Source organism: Microbacterium sp. ISL-59, from assembly GCF_018613945.1.
In the GTDB taxonomy this organism is placed as follows: Bacteria; Actinomycetota; Actinomycetes; order Actinomycetales; family Microbacteriaceae; genus Microbacterium; species Microbacterium oxydans_B.
This window is the reverse complement of sequence record NZ_JAGGPG010000001.1, coordinates 373,151-390,964: the sequence shown is the minus strand read 5'-3', so window position 1 is coordinate 390,964 and position 17,814 is coordinate 373,151. Positions and strand designations below refer to the sequence as shown.

The window sequence follows — 17,814 nt, the reverse complement described above, 5'->3', positions numbered from 1 at the left end:
TCATGACTATTCCGCGCAGCGAACCGACGATCATCAGCGCCTCGTCCGCAGCCGTCGACGAAGACGGACGCCAGCGATCGTACGAGGTTCGTACTTTCGGGTGCCAGATGAACGTGCACGACTCCGAACGGCTCTCCGGATCGCTGGAAAGCGCCGGCTACGTCCGTGCACTCGACGGCGCCGAGGCCGACGTGGTGATCATCAACACCTGCGCGGTGCGCGACAACGCCGCCGGAAAGCTCTACGGCACCCTCGGACATCTCGCCTCCGTCAAGCGTCGTAAAGAAGGTATGCAGATCGCGGTCGGCGGCTGCCTGGCCCAGATGGACAAGCAGGCAGTTCTCGACAAGGCGCCCTGGGTGGACGTCGTGTTCGGCACGCACAACATGGGGTCGCTGCCCGGGCTGCTGGAGCGTGCACGTCACAACGGCGATGCGGAGCTGGAGATCCTCGAGTCGCTCGAGGTGTTCCCGTCGACGCTTCCGACGAAGCGCGACTCGGCGCACAGCGGATGGGTGTCGATCTCGGTCGGCTGCAACAACACGTGCACGTTCTGCATCGTCCCGAGTCTGCGTGGCAAGGAGAAGGACCGGCGTCCCGGCGACATCCTCAACGAGATCCGCCTCCTCGTCGAAGACGGCGCCATCGAGGTCACTCTCCTCGGCCAGAACGTGAATTCGTACGGCGTCGAGTTCGGCGACCGACAGGCGTTCGGAAAGCTGCTGCGCGCCGCCGGCGAAATCGAGGGACTGGAGCGCATCCGCTTCACGAGTCCGCACCCTGCCGCGTTCACCGATGACGTGATCGACGCCATGGCCGAGACCCCGAGCGTGATGCCGCAGTTGCACATGCCGCTGCAGTCCGGCAGCGATCGCATCCTCAAAGCGATGCGGCGGTCGTACCGCAGCGAGCGTTTCCTCGGGATCCTCGATCGTGTCCGTGCGCGAATCCCGAACGCCTCGATCACGACCGACATCATCGTCGGTTTCCCGGGCGAAACGGACGAGGACTTCGAAGACACGATGCGCGTCGTCGAGCAATCCCGCTTCTCCGGAGCCTTCACCTTCCAGTACTCGATCCGTGAGGGCACGCCCGCGGCGACGATGGAGGGTCAGGTTCCGAAGGAGATCGTCCAGGAGCGTTACAACCGTCTGATCGCACTCCAGGAGCGAATCTCTCTGGAAGAGAACCAGAAGCAGGTCGGACGCCAGATCGAGGTGCTCGTCTCGACCGGTGAAGGCAAGAAAGACGCCGAGACGCACCGCCTCACCGGCCGCGCCGAAGACAACCGTCTGGTTCACTTCGAGGTCACCGCCGGCTCGGACCTGCCGAGGCCTGGCGACGTCGTGACTGTCAGAGTGACGCATGCCGCGCCTTTCCACTTGCTTGCCGACGATCCGACCGGGGCTCCGCTGCGGATCCGCCGGACGCGCGGGGGCGATGCCTGGGATCGCTCGCAGGCGGAATCGTGCGCGGTGCCGACTCCGGCGTCCGACGGCGGCCCGCGCGCCGTATCCCTCGGTCTGCCGACCCTTCGCGTCGGAGTGTGAGCGAACCGCGCCTCTGGGCGATAGTCGGGGCCACAGGAACCGGGAAGAGCGACCTGGCGCTTGACCTGGCGGAGGCGCTTCGTGCTCGCGGCAATCCGGCCGAGATCGTGAACGCCGACGCCATGCAGCTCTATCGCGGGATGGACATCGGCACAGCGAAGCTCCCTGTCGAGGACCGTCGCGGGATCCCCCACCACCTCTTCGATGTTCGTGAAGTCGATCAGGAAGCGGCGGTCGCTTGGTACCAGCCCGCAGCACGAGACGCGATCGACGCGATTCACCGACGCGGAGGCGATGCGATTCTGGTGGGCGGCTCCGGCCTCTATGTGTCGAGTGTCGTCTACGAGTTCAACTTTCCGCCGCGAGACCCCGAGATCCGTGCACGCCTGGAAGCAGAGCTGGAGTCGCACGGATTGAGCGTTCTCCTCGATCGGCTCCGAGCGGAGGATCCGGCAGCAGCGGCGAAGGTCGACCCGCGTAATAGCCGACGGGTCATCCGCGCCCTCGAGGTGCTCGCGCAGGGGAGCAATACGCACGGCGCGTCCCTGCCGGAGAAGCCCGTACTGTGGCATCGGCGCACGAGACTGATCGGCCTGCGTGTCGAACGCTCGGCGCTGGTCGCCCGTCTGGATCAACGCGTCGAGCGGATGTGGGAGGCCGGGATGCTGGCCGAAGTCGCCGAACTGCGGCAGAAGGGTCTCGAGCGGGGCGCCACGGCCTCCAGAGCGATCGGGTACGCGCAGGCGCTTGGCCAGCTGGACGGCACTCTCACTGCGGTGGAAGCCATCGCCGAGACACAGGCGCTCACACGCCGCTACGCCCGACGGCAGGTGTCGTGGTTCAAGCGGTACCCCGACCTGGAGTGGTGGGATGCTCCGGCGGATGCGGAGGCACTCCTGGCTGAGTGAGCCGGTGCGCCGCGACTGACCTCGTCGCGATGTCGGTGGCCGGTGCGAAGCTCACGGTATGGCCACGCATTTCTTCACCGCATCCAGCCTTGACGGATTCATCGCGACCGACGAGCACTCGCTCGACTGGTTGCTCACGCAAGACGTCGATCCCGACGGGCCGATGGGCTATAACGCCTTCGAGAAGAATATCGGCGCGCTGGCGATGGGTTCGTCGACCTACGAATGGGTGATGAAGCACGAAGAAGGACGATGGGGCTACAGTCAGCCCACCTGGGTGTTCACGCACCGCGAGATCCCGCTCCCCGAGGGCGCCGATGTGCAGCTGACACAAAGCGACGTGCGGAGCGTGCACGCCGACATGCTCGCGGCCGCCGCAGATCAGGACATCTGGATCGTCGGCGGGGGAGACCTCGCCGGTCAGTTCGCAGACGCGGGCCTCCTGGATGAGGTGTGGATTCAGTACGCACCGGTGACCCTGGGGTCCGGCGCACCGCTGCTTCCGCGACGGCTCGACCTCGAACTTCTCGAGGTCGCGCGAAACCGCAACTTCCTTTGCGGTCGCTACGCCATCGTGTCGGCCGGAGCCGCGGACTGATTTCGTCGATCGCTTCCGCGGCGGGATGCGGGGCGTCTCCGTGGTATGGCCACGCTCTCTAGACTGGGGAGCATGGTCGCATTCACCAAGGGTCACGGCACGGGCAACGACTTCATCATCATCGCCGACCCCGACGGGGCGCTCGATCTCACGGTGGAGCAGGTCGCGGTGCTGTGCGACCGCCATTTCGGGATCGGTGCGGACGGCATCCTCCGGGTCGTGCGGTCGGCCTCCATCGCCGACGGTGCTGCAGCGCTGGCGGAGGAGCCCGCGGCCGAGTGGTTCATGGACTATCGCAACGCCGATGGGTCGATCGCGGAGATGTGCGGCAACGGCATCCGAGTCTTCGCGCACTATCTCGTACGGGCAGGTCTCGCGACCATCGAACCAGGAGCGACACTTCCGATCGGCACCCGTGCCGGTGTGCGCGATGTGACCCGAGGCGCCACGGGGTATCAGGTCGACCTCGGTCTGTGGAAGCTCTCCGGCGACGACCCGCTGGTGCGCGTCGATGGATTGCCGGTCACGCGTCCTGGTCTCGGAATCGATGTGGGCAATCCGCACGTGATCGTCGCGATCGCGTCGGAGCATGAGCTCGGCTTGCTCGACCTGCACCGCGCGCCGGAACTCGATCCCGTTCTGCCGGCCGGTGCCAACGTCGAGTTCGTCGTTCCGGGCGAGCCGCTGGTTCGTGACGGAGTCGGGCACGTGCGCATGCGCGTGTTCGAGCGCGGCGTCGGTGAAACCCTCAGCTGTGGAACCGGTGTGGCTGCCACCGCCCTCGCCGTACGCTACTGGGCAGGGGAGAACGCGCCGAACAACTGGCAGGTCGAGGTCCCAGGGGGGACGCTCGGAGTGCGGATGTTCCCGGCGGAAGACGGGGAGCACGTCGCCCTGTCGGGTCCGGCTCAACTCGTCTTCAGCGGAGAGATCGAACTGCTCTGACCGAAGCCGGATGGCGTCATCGTCGCCGGGGGCGGCCGCTCCGGATCGAAGCGGTCAGAGCCCGGACAGTGCGATCGGCTCGGTCGGCGGCGTTCCGTGCTTGCGTACCTTGAGGATGCGGTAGCCCTTGCCTGTGGCGGTGCGGAAGACGCTGTATCCGGGCTGGAACGTGGAACCGATCCAGCGCTGCAGCGAATCGGCGCCGAGATTGCGCTGGACCACGAGCCAGGCATCGCTGCGTTCGTCGAGCCTCGGTATCCACCGCTCGAGCAGCCCGTGCAGTTCGTTCTTGCCGACGCGGATGGGCGGATTCGAACGGATCGTGCGGAACGAGACGTGCTCGGGAACATCGTCGGGTAGAGATGCGTTGACATTGGTGAGCCCGAGGGACGCGGCGTTGCGGCGCACCAGATCGAGGGCTCGCTCATTCACATCGACGGCCCAGATCGTCGCATGCGGAGCGGCGAGGGCCATCGAGATGCTGACGGGACCCCAGCCGCTGCCGAGGTCGAGAAGATTGCCTCCCGGGGGAACCGGGGGCATGTTGGCGAGAAGCACTGCAGTGCCGGCATCCAGCCGATCCGGGCTGAAGACGCCACCGGCGGTGGTGACTTCCAGCTCTCGGCCTGCGAGTGATACACGGATCCTGCGCAGATTCTCGGGGCTTGCCGGGGCCGCAGTGAAGTAGTGGTCTGACCCCATACGGTGAGCGTACCGGACAGCGCGGGCTAAGGTTAAGGCTCGCTACAAAACCCCCAGAGACAAGGAACGGATGACGGATACCACGACACCCTCCAACGGCGACGAGACGGTCGATCGCGTGCTCGCGAACGCAGAGAAGCGCTCCGACGTGCACGTGTTCGGGGCAGCGCAGGCGCTGCAGGACGAGTCGACCGCTGCGCACACCAGCACGGACGGGGCTCAATGGGATCTCGAAGACCGTCACGCCCTTCGTCGCGTCGGTGGACTCTCGACAGAGCTCGAGGACGTCACCGAGGTCGAGTACCGACAGCTTCGCTTGGAGAACGTCGTCCTCGTCGGTGTATACCCGCAGGGTGCGCAGGAGGATGCCGAGAACTCGCTGCGTGAGCTCGCCGCACTGGCGGAGACCGCGGGTGCCGTCGTGCTCGATGGCGTCCTGCAGCGTCGCCCCCACCCGGATGCTGCCACGTATCTCGGGCGCGGCAAGGCGCAGGAGCTCAAGGACATCGTCGCTGCCGTCGGAGCCGATACAGTCATCGCCGATACCGAACTCGCGCCGAGCCAGCGACGCGCGCTCGAGGATGTCGTGAAGGTGAAGGTCATCGACCGCACGACCGTGATCCTCGACATCTTCAGCCAGCACGCGAAGAGCAGGGAGGGCAAGGCGCAGGTCGAGCTCGCCCAGCTCGAGTATCTGCTCCCTCGTCTTCGCGGCTGGGGTGACTCCATGAGTCGCCAGGCCGGTGGCCAGGTCGGCGCCGGTGGTGCGGGCATGGGATCCCGTGGCCCCGGTGAGACCAAGATCGAGCTCGATCGGCGACGGATCCGCACCAAGATGGCGCTCCTCCGTCGGCAGATCCGTGACTTCGGACCGGCTCGTGAAGCGAAGCGTGCGGAGCGCAAACGCAACACCATCCCCTCGGTGGCGATCGCCGGCTACACCAACGCAGGCAAGTCGAGTCTGCTCAATGCGCTCACCAGTGCCGGCGTCCTGGTCGAGAACGCGCTGTTCGCGACGTTGGACGCGACCGTGCGCCGTTCGGAGACCGAAGACGGCCGTGTCTACACGCTGACCGACACCGTCGGTTTCGTCCGCAACCTCCCGCATCAGCTCGTCGAGGCCTTCCGCTCGACGTTGGAGGAGGTCGGAGAGGCGGACGTGGTGCTTCACGTCGTCGATGCGTCGCACCCCGATCCGGCCGGGCAGCTGCAGACGGTGCGCGACGTACTCGGCGATGTCGGCGTGCGAGATCTGCCCGAGATCGTCGTCTTCAACAAGGCTGACCTGATCGATGACGACGAGCGCCTGGTGCTCCGCGGTCTGCAGCCGCATGCGCACTTCGTGTCGTCGCGGTCCGGTGAGGGAATCGCCGAGCTGCGTGCCGTCATCGAGGAAGCCCTCCCGAAGCCCGCGATCGAGATCCACGCGGTGATCCCCTATGACCGCGGTGACCTCGTGGCAGCCATCCATGAGACGGGGATGCTCCTCGAGGTGGAGCATCGAGAGGCGGGCACCGCTGTGCACGCACGGGTGTCCGAACGCCTCGCGGCAGAACTCGCGCCCTTCACCGTCGAAGGCTGACGGGCTCAGCGGGCGAGGAAGCGCGCCTCGACCGTCGCGGAGATGATGATCTCCTCCGGCTCGTATTCCATGGCCGGGGCTGCGTCGGCGGCGAATGCGACGCCTCCGCGGGCCTTCATCATCGGTGCACCCGGCATCGGCTGTCCGCTCGAGATGAGGCCGACATCGGCGATCTCGAGCGGCGTGACCTCATCGAGTCCGAGAGCCCCGGCATACGCCTTGGCGCGAGTCACGGCGACGCTGACGGCCTCGGCGGCCACCTCGCGCTCCGCCTGCGTTCGGGTCACAGGGGTGAGGTGCCAGTCCACCCAGCCCACTTCGACGCCGTCCCAGGGCGAGACGTCCGAAACCCATGTCGACAGCTCCGATGCCTCTGCGAACGTCGCCGTGAAGTCGATGCTCGCGTAGTACACGGGGGCGAGGCGCTTCCCGTCGTTGTTCCAGGGACGCTCGGCTCGCACGGAGAGTCGTTTGCTGGTCCAGTCGACGACGCTGCCCACGTCAGCCCGCTCGGTGATGCTGCCGCGCACGGGCTCGGCCAACCGCATCACGTGCTCGACGACCGTCGTGCGCTCCGAGCCCTCCGCCCGCACGCTGACCCGGATGGTGGCGCGCTCCGGCGCGATGCGCGCCTCGTGTTCGCCGCGGACTGTGACGGTGACTTCGCTCATGCGCCGACTCTACGCCAGCACTCCGGGCACCTGCGGAATGGCGGAGAGCCGGTGAACGTTGTAGTGTGTGATGCTCGGGTGTTCGTCGCCCGGGATGGTAATTCCACAGTGTGACAGCGGCTCCTTCGAGAGAAGGACCACGGGGCTGATCGGTTTCGACAGCGCCTGTGAATCCACGAGAAGCGGGCCGAGGATGCAGAGTTATCTCGTTAACGCTCTCTGCAAAAAAATAGTTGCCGAAACCAAGCGCAACGACTTCGCCCTCGCTGCATAAGCGAGCCCGATAGTCCGTCAGGCCGTATGTGATTCCGATACGGATCCTGGCGTCATTTAGGAATCTTGCTGCGTGATGGCGTCTGGACGTCACGTGGGACTCTTCCCAGGCTGGGCTTGTCGACTTAGGTGTCTGTGACAAAGGTCGGAGCCGAGTAGAACGTCTTCACAGACTGCGCCCGGAGAAGGCGTGGAGACTCAGCGTTGGACGGGGGTTCGATTCCCCCCAGCTCCACCAGGTCGCTGTCACTGAAAAGAAGCCCCGTGCACTCCTACCAGGAGGTCACGGGGCTTCTTCGTGTGCGGACCCGAGTGTCACTCCACCGTCTGCGTGTAGGGCACCGTCAGCACGGCATCCGCATACTCGGGCGCGGAGAACCGGATCGTGATGATGCCGTCCCAGAAGGCGCTCCCTGCGTTCGGCGTCTCCGCTCCGTACATGAACCCTTCGTCCTGGTCACCCAGGTAGGTCGAAACGGTCGGCACCGTCGCGGTGCCCGCCGCGACGATGGCGCCGAAGACGAAGGTGTTGTACAGCTGGTCGTCGGCAGCACCCTGCAGGATGGTCCAGCCGCTGATGCCCCCGTCCTGAGTGGGAGAACCGCCGTCGTAGAGGTAAAGCCCCTGCGCGCCGGCGTTCGCACCGGTGCCCTGCCAGGTGATGGTCGCCGTGACCTGCGTCGGTGCGGCGGTCGCGGGCGAAAGGGCGAGCTGACCGCTCAGCGTGAACGTGGAACTCCATTGGGGTCCGGTGAAGGCGAGTGCCACTCCACTGGCGTCGATCGCGCCTCCGCTCGCCGCGTGGGCCGGCGTGGCCACGGTGAGGGCGATAACGGGTACCGACCATGCCGCGGCACCGATGACGGTGCGGCGGGAGATCGGGGGACGCGCGGGGAGAGGGCGTTCGTCGAGCACGGAGCATCCTTCGGGGAGAGATGAAGCGGTCCGACAGCAGAAGGCCTCGGTGCGTGCAAGAGATTAGCAGAGGCAAGCAGACGAGGAAGCGCGAAAGACCTCCACTGGTTTCGACGGGGGACCTATATTGAGGTCTGTGGAATCGACCCCCGAAACTGTCGCGACCGGTCTCACCCGAGCGGAGGTCGCCGAACGTGTTGCGGACGGGAAGACGAACGCGTTCGTGGCGGACACGAGCCGCAGCGCATGGAGCATCGTGCGGGCGAACGTCTTCACGCTGTTCAATGGCATCGTCTTCGCGTGCTTCTTCATCCTCTTCCTGGTCGGGCGGTGGCAGGATGCGCTCTTCGGGCTCGCCGCCTTCGCGAACGCCATCATCGGCTGTGTTCAGGAGTTCCGAGCGAAGTCTGCTCTCGACCGCCTGGCGCTGATGAATGCGCCCCGCGCCCTGGTGCTCAGGGAGGGCGCAGAGGCGGCAATCGCCCCCACCGAGGTCGTCCTCGACGACGTGCTGGTCCTGCGCGCCGGCGAGCAGGTGCCGGCCGACGCCCGAATACTCACGGCGCGCGGGCTGCAGATCGATGAGTCGATGCTCACCGGCGAGTCCGACCCGGTGGAGAAGCAGCCGGGCGACGAGGCGCTCTCCGGAGCCGTTGTTGTCGCGGGGGAGGGCACCGCGCAGGCGACGCGTGTGGGCGCCGACTCGTATGCCAACCACTTCGCGGGCGAAGCGAAGCGTTTCTCGCTCGTCTCCAGCGAGCTCCGCTCGTCGGTGAACCGGGTCCTGAAGTGGGTGAGCTGGGTGATCGGACCGGTGGGGCTGCTCGTCCTGAACGCGCAGATCATCGTCACGGGCGGGTACGCCACCGTGTTCTCCAGCGGCGCCTGGGTCCAGGCCGTCGTGAACACGATCGCCGCGTTGACGGCGATGATCCCCCTCGGACTGGTGCTCATGACGAGCATCGCATTCGCCGTCGGTGCGTCGAAACTGGCGCGCAGGCAGGTTCTGGTGAATGAGCTGCCCGCGGTCGAAGGGCTCGCCCGGGTCGACGTCGTGTGTCTCGACAAGACCGGCACCCTCACCGTGGGGGAGATCGGGTTCGACGAAGCCCACGGACTCGCCGGCCTCACATCGGAGCGTGCGGAGGCGGCAGCGGCGGCGCTCGGCTGGTACGCCGCGTCTCCGGATGCGAACGCCACGGCGCGCTCGATGCGAGCGGCGTATCCGGCCGCGTCTCCGCTCACGGTCGCGGAGTACATCCCCTTCTCGTCCGTGCGCAAGTGGAGCGCGGTCTCCTTCGACGAGATCGCCGGTACCTGGGTGATGGGTGCACCGGAAATGGTGTTCGGCGATGCCGCGACATCGGACGAGACCGAACTCGGACGCACGGTCACCGCCCTCGCAGAGACCGGCCGTCGCACACTGGTCCTCGGTCACTCGGAATCGGCGCTGTCCGAGGCTGATGTGGATGCCGAGCGGCTTCCGGGTGGTGTGGCCGCGGCCATCGTCCTCACCTTCCGCGAGCAGGTGCGCCCCGACGCCGCACAGACCCTCGAGTACTTCGCCCGGCAGGATGTCGGGATCCGGATCATCTCGGGTGACAACCCGCGCACGGTCGCGGCGATCGCGCGTGAGGTGGGAGTGGACGTCACCGAGGGTTTCGATGCACGTCGTCTTCCTGACGATGACGCCGAACTGGCAGACGTGCTCGAGACGCACACGGTGTTCGGACGCGTCTCACCCGAGCAGAAGAAGCGCATGGTCTCGGCCCTACAGAGCCGCGGGCACACCGTGGCGATGACCGGAGACGGCGTCAATGATGCCCTCGCGATCAAGGCCGCCGACATCGGTATCGCGATGAACTCGGGCGCGCCGGCTACGAAGGCGGTGGCGCGGCTGGTGCTGCTCGACGGGCAGTTCTCGCACCTGCCCGATGTCGTGGCGGAAGGACGTCAGGTCATCGCGAACATCGAACGCGTCTCGATGCTCTTCCTGAACAAGACCGTGTACGCCACACTTCTCGCGATCATCTTCGGGGTGTTCGTGCTCGAGTTCCCGTTCCTCCCGCGTCAGCTCTCCATCACCGACGGCCTCACGATCGGCATCCCGGCGTTCTTCCTCGCGCTCATGCCCAACGCGGCACGCTATGTGCCCGGATTCCTCCGGCGATCGTTGAGCTTCGCCATTCCCTCGGGGATCATCGTGGCGCTCGGTCTCACGTGGTTCACCTTCGTCGCGCGCGGGCTCGACGCGCACGAGGAGCAGCTGCGCACCGGAGCGACCGTCATCCTCGCCGTCGTCGGCATCTGGGTGCTGGCCGTGCTCGCCCGCCCCCTCAACCGCTTCAAGGTGCTGGTCGTGGGTGCGATGTTCATCCTTCTCATCGCCGTGTTCTCGCTTCCCCTCGCGCGACAGTTCTTCGTCCTCGTCGATCCGGGGGAAGACCTCGCGATCGCGCTCACGGGGATCACGATCGTCATGATCGCGGCGATCGAGGTCGTGCGCATCGTGCATCGTCGGCTCGTCCTGAGAGAGGAGCCGGCCTCGGCGCCCGCGCGAGCACCCGAGCCGGGCATCGGAGCCGATCGTGGCCTGGCGACGGTCATCACGACCACGGTCGCCGTGCTCTCCTACGTGTTCGGAATCCTCGCCACGGGCTTCGGCATCCTGGTCTTCCTCGGACGTTACGACCCGGACGTGAGCGCCTCCGCGTTCTCGCTCACGGGCGCGGCCATCGCGCTGTTCGGTCTTCTCGTGTTCGCGGTCGCGGCCGGTATCCGCCGGGGCAGTGGTCTCTCGCGGCTGTTGCTCACGATCTTCCTCGGGGTCGTGATCGCACTCAGCGCGATCGTGCTCGTCTTCGGAGATCGGTGGGACTGGGGAGCAGCCGTCACTGCCGTGGTCGCTGCCCTGATCGTCGTCCTGCTTTGGACCCCACCGGTCGCCCGGGGATTCCGGCCCGTCCTCGAGAGTTCGATGGGGAGCGCGGCACCGTAGTGACGTCGTGGCCTCGAGCGGCGCTCAGCCGGTCCATTCGACGAGGATCAGTCCTTGACGCGTGTCGGCGAAACGCACCCAGCCGTCGCCGAACAGATAGGTCATCCCGTAGCCGTCCTCATCGAGACCCATCGCGTACCGCGGATCCTCTGTGACGTACACGCCGTCCGCGCCTGCTTCCCGCTTCCACCCCTCGGCAAGCAGACCCTCCTGAGCCTGAGTGGCTTCCTCCGTGCTCAGAGCCGCCCACCCGTAGAGCTGGCCGTGGTCGGACGCAACGCTGTAATCGGCCCAGAAGCACAGCAGCCCGTCGGTGAGCTCCACCCCGCCGACGACGAACTCCTTCGACTGGGCGGTCCATCCCATATCCGTGAACACAGAAACCGTTCCCGCCGAGATCATGGATTCGCAGGTGAGCTCGGCGGGGGCCTCCGGGACGCTCGAGTTCACCGGCGCGGGGCTCGGTGCCGGGCTTGGAGCGACGGCATCCGATGTGGGTGAGCCCTGCGGCTCCGCAGGTGCTCCGCACGCCGTCAGGGCGACGAGAAGCACCAGGGCGCCTGCTGCGGCGGAGATGATGCGGAGGGTCATCCTGTGCCTCGTGGTTCGGATCAGTCGTGCATGAGCTTCAGGAACTCATCGTGGAGCGTGCCGTTGGTGGCGAGTGTCGAGCGCGCCGATATCGTCTCGGCTCCGTCGGCGGCGGTCATCCGCCCTCCGGCCTCCCGGATGATCGGCACGGCCGCGGCGATGTCGTATTCCTTGACGTCGAATTCGGCGACCATGTCGATCCGTCCCTCGGCGAGAAGCATGTAGGAGTACACATCTCCGTAGGCGCGATCCCGCCAGACGCGTGCCGCGACCCTGAGCAGACTGTCGAGCCGTCCCGCGTCGGACCACTGCGCGATGCTCTGGAAGCTCACGCTGGCATCGTCGAGCGATGACACGGCGGACACCTGGAGTCGGCGGGGATCGCCCTCGGTGGCCGTCCAGGAGCCTTCGCCGGTGGCTCCCCACCAGCGTCTGCCGAGTGCCGGCATGCTGACGACACCGACCTGGGGAACGCCATCGATCGCCAGGGCGATCATCGTGCCCCACAGGGGAACGCCGCGGAGGAAGTTGGCCGTGCCATCGATCGGGTCGATGATCCACTGGCGATGCGTGCCGCCCTGCGCGCCGAACTCCTCACCGAAGATGCCATCGTCGGGTCGTTCGGTCTCGAGGATGGTGCGGATCGCACGCTCCGTCGCGAGGTCGGCGTCGGTGACATGCGAGTTGTCGGCCTTGGTCGAGATCTCGAGGTCGGCCGCATCGAAACGCGGGAGCGACTGGGCGTCGGCGGCGTCGGCGAGGCGGAGCGCGAGGGCGATATCGCTGCGCAGGTCGTCAGTGTGAGGGGAGGCGGTCACGCTCTCAGGATAGTCGGCCGAATAGCGGGCGCTGAGGGCCGAAGGGCCATGTTTCCGCGCGCGACGGAGACCGGCACGCCCGGGCCCGCCTCGATTTCGCATGGGGCCGGTCGGCTGGTAATGTAATTCCTCGGTCGGGGTTATCCCGGGCCACGCACCTCTAGCTCAATCGGCAGAGCAACTGACTCTTAATCAGTGGGTTCTCGGTTCAAGTCCGAGGGGGTGCACGGATCAGCCTCAGAAACTCTCGCCAGTTTCTGGGGCTTTTCTGCTTTCTTGTGCACGCGGTCCGCTTGTCGATCCGGATAGCCCCGCGAAGTCCGGGTTTCTGAGGACTTTCAGAGAATGCCGCTATACCGCGTAATGGGCTCTTGTCGACGCCGTCTCTCACACGGGGACAACCGCGTCATCGCCGTCGGATGCGTCGCTGCGAAGCAGCACGGCCGAGGCGGTGGGGCTTCGACAAGGAACTGGGGAACACCGTGTACAGAAGTAATCGGCGCGCGCGATCGCGCCGCACATCCATCACGCTCGTCGCCGCCGCTGCGGCGGCACTCACCGCTGTGGTGACGGGCATGGGCGCCACCGCGGCCACCGCTGCCGAGTACGACCATCCGGCGGCCATCGATCCCGCCTCGATCACGGTGACCACCGTGGATGGCGATGAGACTCTGGCGCAGTTCGATCAGGTGCGCGTGGGCGCGGACTGGTCGGTGCCGGATGGCGCTCTCGGCGGCGAGACGTTCGGGTTGACGCTTCCGAGCCAATTCGCTCGCTCCGGCTTGACATTCTCGGTCCCCTCGACCGAGGACCCGACGGAGATCGTCGCCGAGTGCGCCGTCAGCAGCGACGCGGCACCGGTCGTGACCTGCACCCTCACCGACTACGTGAACGGCCGCACCGGCGTGAACGGCTCGCTGTGGTTCCTCGCCAGCGCGGACGAGCAGAGCACGGAAACGACTCTGGAGTTCGTCATCGACGGCAAGACCACCCGGGTCGAGACCCCCGGGGGTGGGATCACGCCTGTGGCGCCGCTGCCCACGGAACCTCAGAAGGTGTCGTGGCAGACGGACGACGGCAACATCGCGTGGCAGATCGAGCTTCCGGGGTCCAGCTTTCCCGGGGTCGAGTCGATCATCGTCGACGACGTGCTGACCGCACCGAACAGCGAGGTCGCCGAGCACCACAACGAAGACGGTCAACTCGTGGTCTGGAGCACCGACGCCGACCAGCAGGACTACCGGACGATCACGAACTGGGCGGGTGCGTGGAACGAGGACGGCACGGCGTTCCATCTCGAGATCCCTGGTGCGATCGATCCCGCGCGGATGTACTTCGTCAAGTACTTCACGGTACCGAGCACTCAGGCGGACGGGACCTCATTCAGCAATGTCGCCAACGTCAACGGAGTGGTGCTGCAGGACCGAGAGGTATGGCAGGTCACGGGTGGCGGCACCGGAGACGGAACCGCCACCGGTGCGTTCACCCTGACCAAGGCTGTGGGCGGCTCCGGAGCGACGGATGTGCCGGCCGACGCCGAGTACACGGTCCGCTACAGCTACGGCGACCCGGCGGTCGAGAAGACCATCGCCGTGATCGCAGGAGCGACGACCGCTCCCGTTCGCCTCCCCGCCGGCACCGTTGTCACGCTCGAGGAGCTGACCCCGCCGGCCATCGACGGCATCGAATGGGGTGCGCCGATGTTCTCGGGCACCGGAGTGCGCGCGACCGCAGACGGCGGGGCACAGATCACCGTCTACGGGGGTTCGACGCTCGCGATCACGCTCACCAACACCGCGACGGCGAAGCCGCCGGTGGTGCCGCCGGCCACGCCTCCCACGCCGGAGACTCCCGCGACGCCGCCGACGGATGTGACGCCTCCGACGGAGCTGCCGTTGACCGCCGGTTCCCTCGCCACGACCGGTGGCGATGTGCCGGCGGTCATGCTCTGGGGCGCCGGTGGCGCGCTTCTGCTCGGCGTCGCGCTCACCACTCTGGCCGCCGTACGCGCTCGACGACGCGAGACCCAGGGCTGATCCGGGCACTGGGGTCGATGTCGTCGGAGCAGAAGCTCCGCGGCGTCGGCCCCGCGGCGGTGGTGGGGAGTCACGCGGCTGCAGACCGCCTCCGTAGGTCGTGGGTCAGCCTCAAGCCACGGCGATGACCGTGCCTCCGGTGATGAGTCGCAGCTGGTCGAACGTGAGCGGCATGACGGTGTGCGGGTGGCCGGCTGCCGCCCACAGCTCGTCGTGGCGCTGGAGCGCGTCGTCGAGGAAGGTGCGCAGCGGGGTCGGATGTCCGACCGGTGCGACGCCGCCGATGGCCTGGCCGGTGGCCGCGCGGACGACGGACGCCGGTGCCATCGATACTTCGCGCGCGCCGATGCTGGCGGTGAGCACGGCGAGTTCCGCCCGGTGGCCGCCGCTGGTCATGACGAGAACCGGCTCTCCGTCGGCGATGAACACGAGGCTGTTGGCGATAGCGGCGACGTCGCATCCGATCGCCGCGGCCGCGGCCGCGGCGGTGCGCGCCGAGTCCGGCAGGACGCGGATGGTGGTGTCGACCCCTGCATCCACAAGGTGCTGCTGCACGAGTCTGCTGCGCTCGGGAAGGGGCGTTTCTTCGCTCATCGCCCCACGATATCGGAGGGGGATGTCGGTGCCGGATCGGGCGTCAGCGGCCGATCCGGCACCGACATGACGCCTCAGGCGGCGTCGCCCACGAGGATCGCCGCGGCATCCTCAGCGGCGGCGTCTTCAGGCTCGTCGTCGATGTGCGCGAGCACGCGCCGGCCGAGGAACACCGTCAGCGCTGCGATGAGGACAGACGCCGCCGCGAACAGGTACGGCACTGTCGCGTTGAACGCGTGCCACAGGAGCGCCGCGATCGGAGGAGCCATCGCGCCACCGAGGAAACGCACCGCGGAGTAGGCGGAGGAAGCGACGGAGCGGGGGAGGTCCGTGGCCTCCATGACCGCTTCGGTCAGCACGGTGTTCATCACGCCGAGCAGCAGACCGCCGATGACGATGCAGGTGACGAGGGCGGCCGCGTTCCCGACCACGAGCCCGGCGGCGACGAGGTCGAGTGCGAGCAGAGGGAGCACCACGAGGATGATCCGCGTGCGCGGCATGCGGCGCATCAGCACCGGCGCCACCCAGACGCTCGTGACCGCGAGAGCGACCCCCCAGCCGAAGAATGTGAACCCGATTCCCATTGCGCCGAAGCCCAGGGGGAACGGCGAGAACGCCAGCAGCACGAAGAAGCCGATGTTGTAGAACAGTGCGGCGACCGCGAGGATCGCGAGGGCGGGGCGTCGGAGCGCCGAGAACGGGGCGGAGAAGGGCACCGGTACCCGCTTCTCGCCCGGTCCGCGCAAGAGCACGAGCACGGCGACGAAGGCGATCGCCATCAGCACGACGACGCCGAAGAACGGGCCGCGCCAGCTCTGCTCGCCGAGGAGGCCGCCGAGCAGGGGGCCGACAGCGATGCCGAGGCCGAGTGCCGCTTCATACAGGATGATCGCGGCGCTGCTCCCGCCGGATGCCGACCCGACGATCGTCGCGAGGGCGGTCGAGATGAACAGTGCATTGCCGAGTCCCCAGCCGGCACGGAAGCCGATGACGGCATCGACGCTGCCGCTCAGAGCACACAGGAGGGCGAAGACGACGATGAGCGCGAGCCCGATGAGCAGGGTGGCCTTGGCGCCGATGCGGCTGGAGATCCAGCTGGTCACCAGCATGGCGAGGCCGGTCACCAACAGGTAGCTGGTGAAGAGGAGTTCGGTCTCCACCGGCGACGCCTGGAGCGACTCCGCGATCGCGGGGAGGATCGGATCGACGAGTCCGATGCCCATGAAGGCGACGACGCATGCGAAGGCGACGGCCCAGACCTGCGCCGGCTGCTTCCACACCGAGGGGGTGGCGGTGTTGTTCACCGAGATTCTCCTGTTCGTTCCGTGGCGGTGTGCGCAGCGAGGATCTCCGCCGCGCGGGTGAGAGCGGACCAGTCGTCGTCGTTCAGCGCGGCGAACCGCGGCGCGAGGATCTCGCGGAACTCTGCGCGCCAGGCAGCGACGGCGGCAGCGCCCTGAGAGGTGATGTCGACGACGGTCGCTCGCGAATCGTCCGGGTCGGGGGAGCGGAGCACGAGCCCCTCACGCTCCAGCATGCCGAGGAGGCGGGTCATGCCGGGCTGAGTGGTGCGCGCTGCGGCGGCCAGCTCGCCCACGCGCCTGGCACCCTCCTGCTCGAGGAGGCTCAGCACCCGCCACTGCGCGGCGGGCGCGTCGTTGCCGGCATCCTGCGCCGCGATGCGGCCCAGAGCGTAGCCGGAGAGCACCAGTGATGCGACGACATCCGAACGATTCATACCATCGAGTATATACCGGATGGTATGTACTTACTTCTAACGTCGGGCGTTCGCTATCCGCGCCGAGAGCTGATGGGCGTGCGCCAACAGGGTTCGACCCAGCTCCGCCATCCGATCCGGACCGAAGCGGAACTCGACTCCGGTCAGACTGAGCGCCCACTCCGGGCGTCCGGATCGATCGAAGACCGCGGCGCCGATGCCCCAGCTGCCCTCGACGATCAAGCCGGGGTTGACGGCGTATCCGCGTTCCTTGGTCTCGGCCAATCGGGTGCGCAGCGCGCGGGGGCGGTGTGTGGGCCCCCACGCGCTCTCGAGGTCGGGGTGCCGCTCCAGATACGTGTCCACATCATGGTCAGGAAGGAATGCCAGGATCGCCAGACCAGCGCTCGCGACGCCGAGAGGAAACCGCACACCCTCGCTCAGGACGAAGGAGCGGATGGGGAAGGAGCCTTCTTCCCGAAGCAGGCACACCGTCTCATCCGCTCGCCGCACGGAGAAGAACGCGCTCTCCTCGGTCTTGACCGCGAGCGACCGGACGATGTCCCGCGCGAGGGCGGTCACATCGTAGCGCGCAGCAGCGACCGATCCCATGAGAAACAGCTCGGGGCCGGGCATCCAGCGGGTGCTGTCCTCGTCGCGGTCGACGAGCCCCTCGAGTTTGAGTGCACTGAGCAAGCGATGGGCGGTCGAGCGTGACAGCTCGGCAGCACGTGCGAGATCTTGGAGGGAGGCGCCGTCCGCACCGGCGGCCGTCACGAGCCGGAGCAGGCGCGCGGCCCGAGCGATGGCCTGTGCACCGGGGACGGAGCGCGCGGTCGATTCCATATCGTGGACGCTATCTCCGTATCTGCCCACATGGCAAGACCCGACGGTTGCGCCACGGACCGAAGAGCGG

Annotated in this window: 15 protein-coding genes, 1 tRNA gene, 1 other RNA gene and 1 pseudogene; 9 read left to right on the top strand and 9 right to left on the bottom strand. The window is 67.2% G+C overall.

Annotated features, from left to right (window positions below; all coding sequences use genetic code 11):
• Positions 1-2: 2 nt before the first annotated feature.
• The 4 genes from miaB to dapF all read left to right on the top strand — a co-directional run bounded on the left by miaB (position 3) and on the right by dapF (position 4,001).
• Positions 3-1,550 (top strand): tRNA (N6-isopentenyl adenosine(37)-C2)-methylthiotransferase MiaB, encoded by a 1,548-nt coding sequence (gene miaB, locus J7E45_RS01920; RefSeq protein ID WP_215066736.1) that lies wholly within the window; start codon positions 3-5, stop codon positions 1,548-1,550.
• Positions 1,547-2,458, top strand: a complete 912-nt coding sequence (gene miaA, locus J7E45_RS01915) for a tRNA (adenosine(37)-N6)-dimethylallyltransferase MiaA (RefSeq protein ID WP_215066734.1) — start codon at positions 1,547-1,549, stop codon at positions 2,456-2,458. Before miaB ends, miaA begins: the two co-directional genes overlap by 4 nt.
• Positions 2,459-2,516: 58 nt before the next feature.
• Positions 2,517-3,056 carry a dihydrofolate reductase family protein gene (locus J7E45_RS01910; protein ID WP_215066732.1) on the top strand — a complete coding sequence of 180 codons (540 nt, stop codon included), beginning with the start codon at positions 2,517-2,519 and terminating at the stop codon, positions 3,054-3,056.
• 72 nt (positions 3,057-3,128) lie between these two features.
• On the top strand, positions 3,129-4,001 hold the full coding sequence (dapF, locus tag J7E45_RS01905) for a diaminopimelate epimerase (RefSeq protein ID WP_374225439.1): 873 nt from the start codon (positions 3,129-3,131) through the stop codon (positions 3,999-4,001).
• Between the two features lie 54 nt (positions 4,002-4,055).
• Here dapF and J7E45_RS01900 read toward each other — a convergent pair whose 3' ends face one another.
• Positions 4,056-4,703: a class I SAM-dependent methyltransferase gene (locus J7E45_RS01900; protein WP_091033475.1), complete on the bottom strand. Its 648-nt coding sequence runs from the start codon at positions 4,701-4,703 to the stop codon at positions 4,056-4,058.
• Between the two features lie 295 nt (positions 4,704-4,998).
• On the opposite strand from J7E45_RS01900, the pseudogene hflX reads away from it, so the two are divergent.
• A pseudogene (hflX, locus tag J7E45_RS01895) lies at positions 4,999-6,285 on the top strand (GTPase HflX); the annotation flags it as partial.
• 5 nt (positions 6,286-6,290) lie between these two features.
• Here the strand turns inward: hflX and J7E45_RS01890 are convergent.
• Positions 6,291-6,956, bottom strand: coding sequence for an SIMPL domain-containing protein (locus J7E45_RS01890; protein ID WP_215066728.1), 666 nt, complete (start codon positions 6,954-6,956; stop codon positions 6,291-6,293).
• 141 nt (positions 6,957-7,097) lie between these two features.
• Between J7E45_RS01890 and ssrA the strand changes: the two genes are divergently transcribed.
• Positions 7,098-7,467, top strand: a transfer-messenger RNA (tmRNA) gene (gene ssrA, locus J7E45_RS01885).
• A gap of 77 nt (positions 7,468-7,544) precedes the next feature.
• On the opposite strand, the gene J7E45_RS01880 is transcribed toward ssrA, so the two are convergent.
• A complete protein-coding gene (locus J7E45_RS01880; RefSeq protein ID WP_215066726.1) occupies positions 7,545-8,144 on the bottom strand; it encodes a hypothetical protein in 600 nt (199 codons plus the stop codon).
• Between the two features lie 136 nt (positions 8,145-8,280).
• Between J7E45_RS01880 and J7E45_RS01875 the strand changes: the two genes are divergently transcribed.
• Positions 8,281-11,142: an HAD-IC family P-type ATPase gene (locus J7E45_RS01875; RefSeq protein ID WP_308162027.1), complete on the top strand. Its 2,862-nt coding sequence runs from the start codon at positions 8,281-8,283 to the stop codon at positions 11,140-11,142.
• 24 nt (positions 11,143-11,166) lie between these two features.
• Here J7E45_RS01875 and J7E45_RS01870 read toward each other — a convergent pair whose 3' ends face one another.
• Both J7E45_RS01870 and J7E45_RS01865 read right to left on the bottom strand, forming a co-directional pair.
• Positions 11,167-11,733, bottom strand: coding sequence for a hypothetical protein (locus J7E45_RS01870; RefSeq protein WP_215066724.1), 567 nt, complete (start codon positions 11,731-11,733; stop codon positions 11,167-11,169).
• 20 nt (positions 11,734-11,753) lie between these two features.
• On the bottom strand, positions 11,754-12,551 hold the full coding sequence (locus tag J7E45_RS01865) for an inositol monophosphatase family protein (protein ID WP_308162026.1): 798 nt from the start codon (positions 12,549-12,551) through the stop codon (positions 11,754-11,756).
• A 154-nt stretch (positions 12,552-12,705) separates the two neighbouring features.
• Between J7E45_RS01865 and J7E45_RS01860 the strand changes: the two genes are divergently transcribed.
• Positions 12,706-12,778: transfer RNA gene (locus tag J7E45_RS01860), tRNA-Lys, on the top strand.
• 255 nt (positions 12,779-13,033) lie between these two features.
• The gene (locus J7E45_RS01855; protein WP_215066720.1) at positions 13,034-14,587 is read left to right on the top strand and encodes a DUF5979 domain-containing protein; all 1,554 of its coding nucleotides are present in this window, start codon (positions 13,034-13,036) and stop codon (positions 14,585-14,587) included.
• A 111-nt stretch (positions 14,588-14,698) separates the two neighbouring features.
• Here J7E45_RS01855 and J7E45_RS01850 read toward each other — a convergent pair whose 3' ends face one another.
• The 4 genes from J7E45_RS01850 to J7E45_RS01835 form a co-directional block, all read right to left on the bottom strand.
• Positions 14,699-15,181 (bottom strand): YbaK/EbsC family protein, encoded by a 483-nt coding sequence (locus J7E45_RS01850; protein ID WP_167633156.1) that lies wholly within the window; start codon positions 15,179-15,181, stop codon positions 14,699-14,701.
• A 74-nt stretch (positions 15,182-15,255) separates the two neighbouring features.
• Positions 15,256-16,485, bottom strand: a complete 1,230-nt coding sequence (locus tag J7E45_RS01845) for an MFS transporter (RefSeq protein WP_215066718.1) — start codon at positions 16,483-16,485, stop codon at positions 15,256-15,258.
• Positions 16,482-16,919 carry a MarR family winged helix-turn-helix transcriptional regulator gene (locus J7E45_RS01840; RefSeq protein ID WP_167633154.1) on the bottom strand — a complete coding sequence of 146 codons (438 nt, stop codon included), beginning with the start codon at positions 16,917-16,919 and terminating at the stop codon, positions 16,482-16,484. The genes J7E45_RS01845 and J7E45_RS01840 overlap by 4 nt, the downstream gene beginning before the upstream one ends.
• 36 nt (positions 16,920-16,955) lie before the next feature.
• A complete protein-coding gene (locus J7E45_RS01835; RefSeq protein WP_091033453.1) occupies positions 16,956-17,744 on the bottom strand; it encodes an IclR family transcriptional regulator in 789 nt (262 codons plus the stop codon).
• Positions 17,745-17,814 lie beyond the last annotated feature (70 nt).

What these genes read in the sequence shown, in the direction of transcription:
- J7E45_RS01835 (WP_091033453.1), bottom strand. Translation starts at nt 17,744, where the DNA reads ATGGAATCGACCGCGCGCTCCGTCCCCGGTGCACAGGCCATCGCTCGG.
- J7E45_RS01910 (WP_215066732.1), top strand. Translation starts at nt 2,517, where the DNA reads ATGGCCACGCATTTCTTCACCGCATCCAGCCTTGACGGATTCATCGCG.
- J7E45_RS01870 (WP_215066724.1), bottom strand. Translation starts at nt 11,733, where the DNA reads ATGACCCTCCGCATCATCTCCGCCGCAGCAGGCGCCCTGGTGCTTCTC.
- miaB (WP_215066736.1), top strand. Translation starts at nt 3, where the DNA reads ATGACTATTCCGCGCAGCGAACCGACGATCATCAGCGCCTCGTCCGCA.
- J7E45_RS01900 (WP_091033475.1), bottom strand. Translation starts at nt 4,703, where the DNA reads ATGGGGTCAGACCACTACTTCACTGCGGCCCCGGCAAGCCCCGAGAAT.
- J7E45_RS01850 (WP_167633156.1), bottom strand. Translation starts at nt 15,181, where the DNA reads ATGAGCGAAGAAACGCCCCTTCCCGAGCGCAGCAGACTCGTGCAGCAG.
- dapF (WP_374225439.1), top strand. Translation starts at nt 3,129, where the DNA reads ATGGTCGCATTCACCAAGGGTCACGGCACGGGCAACGACTTCATCATC.
- J7E45_RS01890 (WP_215066728.1), bottom strand. Translation starts at nt 6,956, where the DNA reads ATGAGCGAAGTCACCGTCACAGTCCGCGGCGAACACGAGGCGCGCATC.
- J7E45_RS01840 (WP_167633154.1), bottom strand. Translation starts at nt 16,919, where the DNA reads ATGAATCGTTCGGATGTCGTCGCATCACTGGTGCTCTCCGGCTACGCT.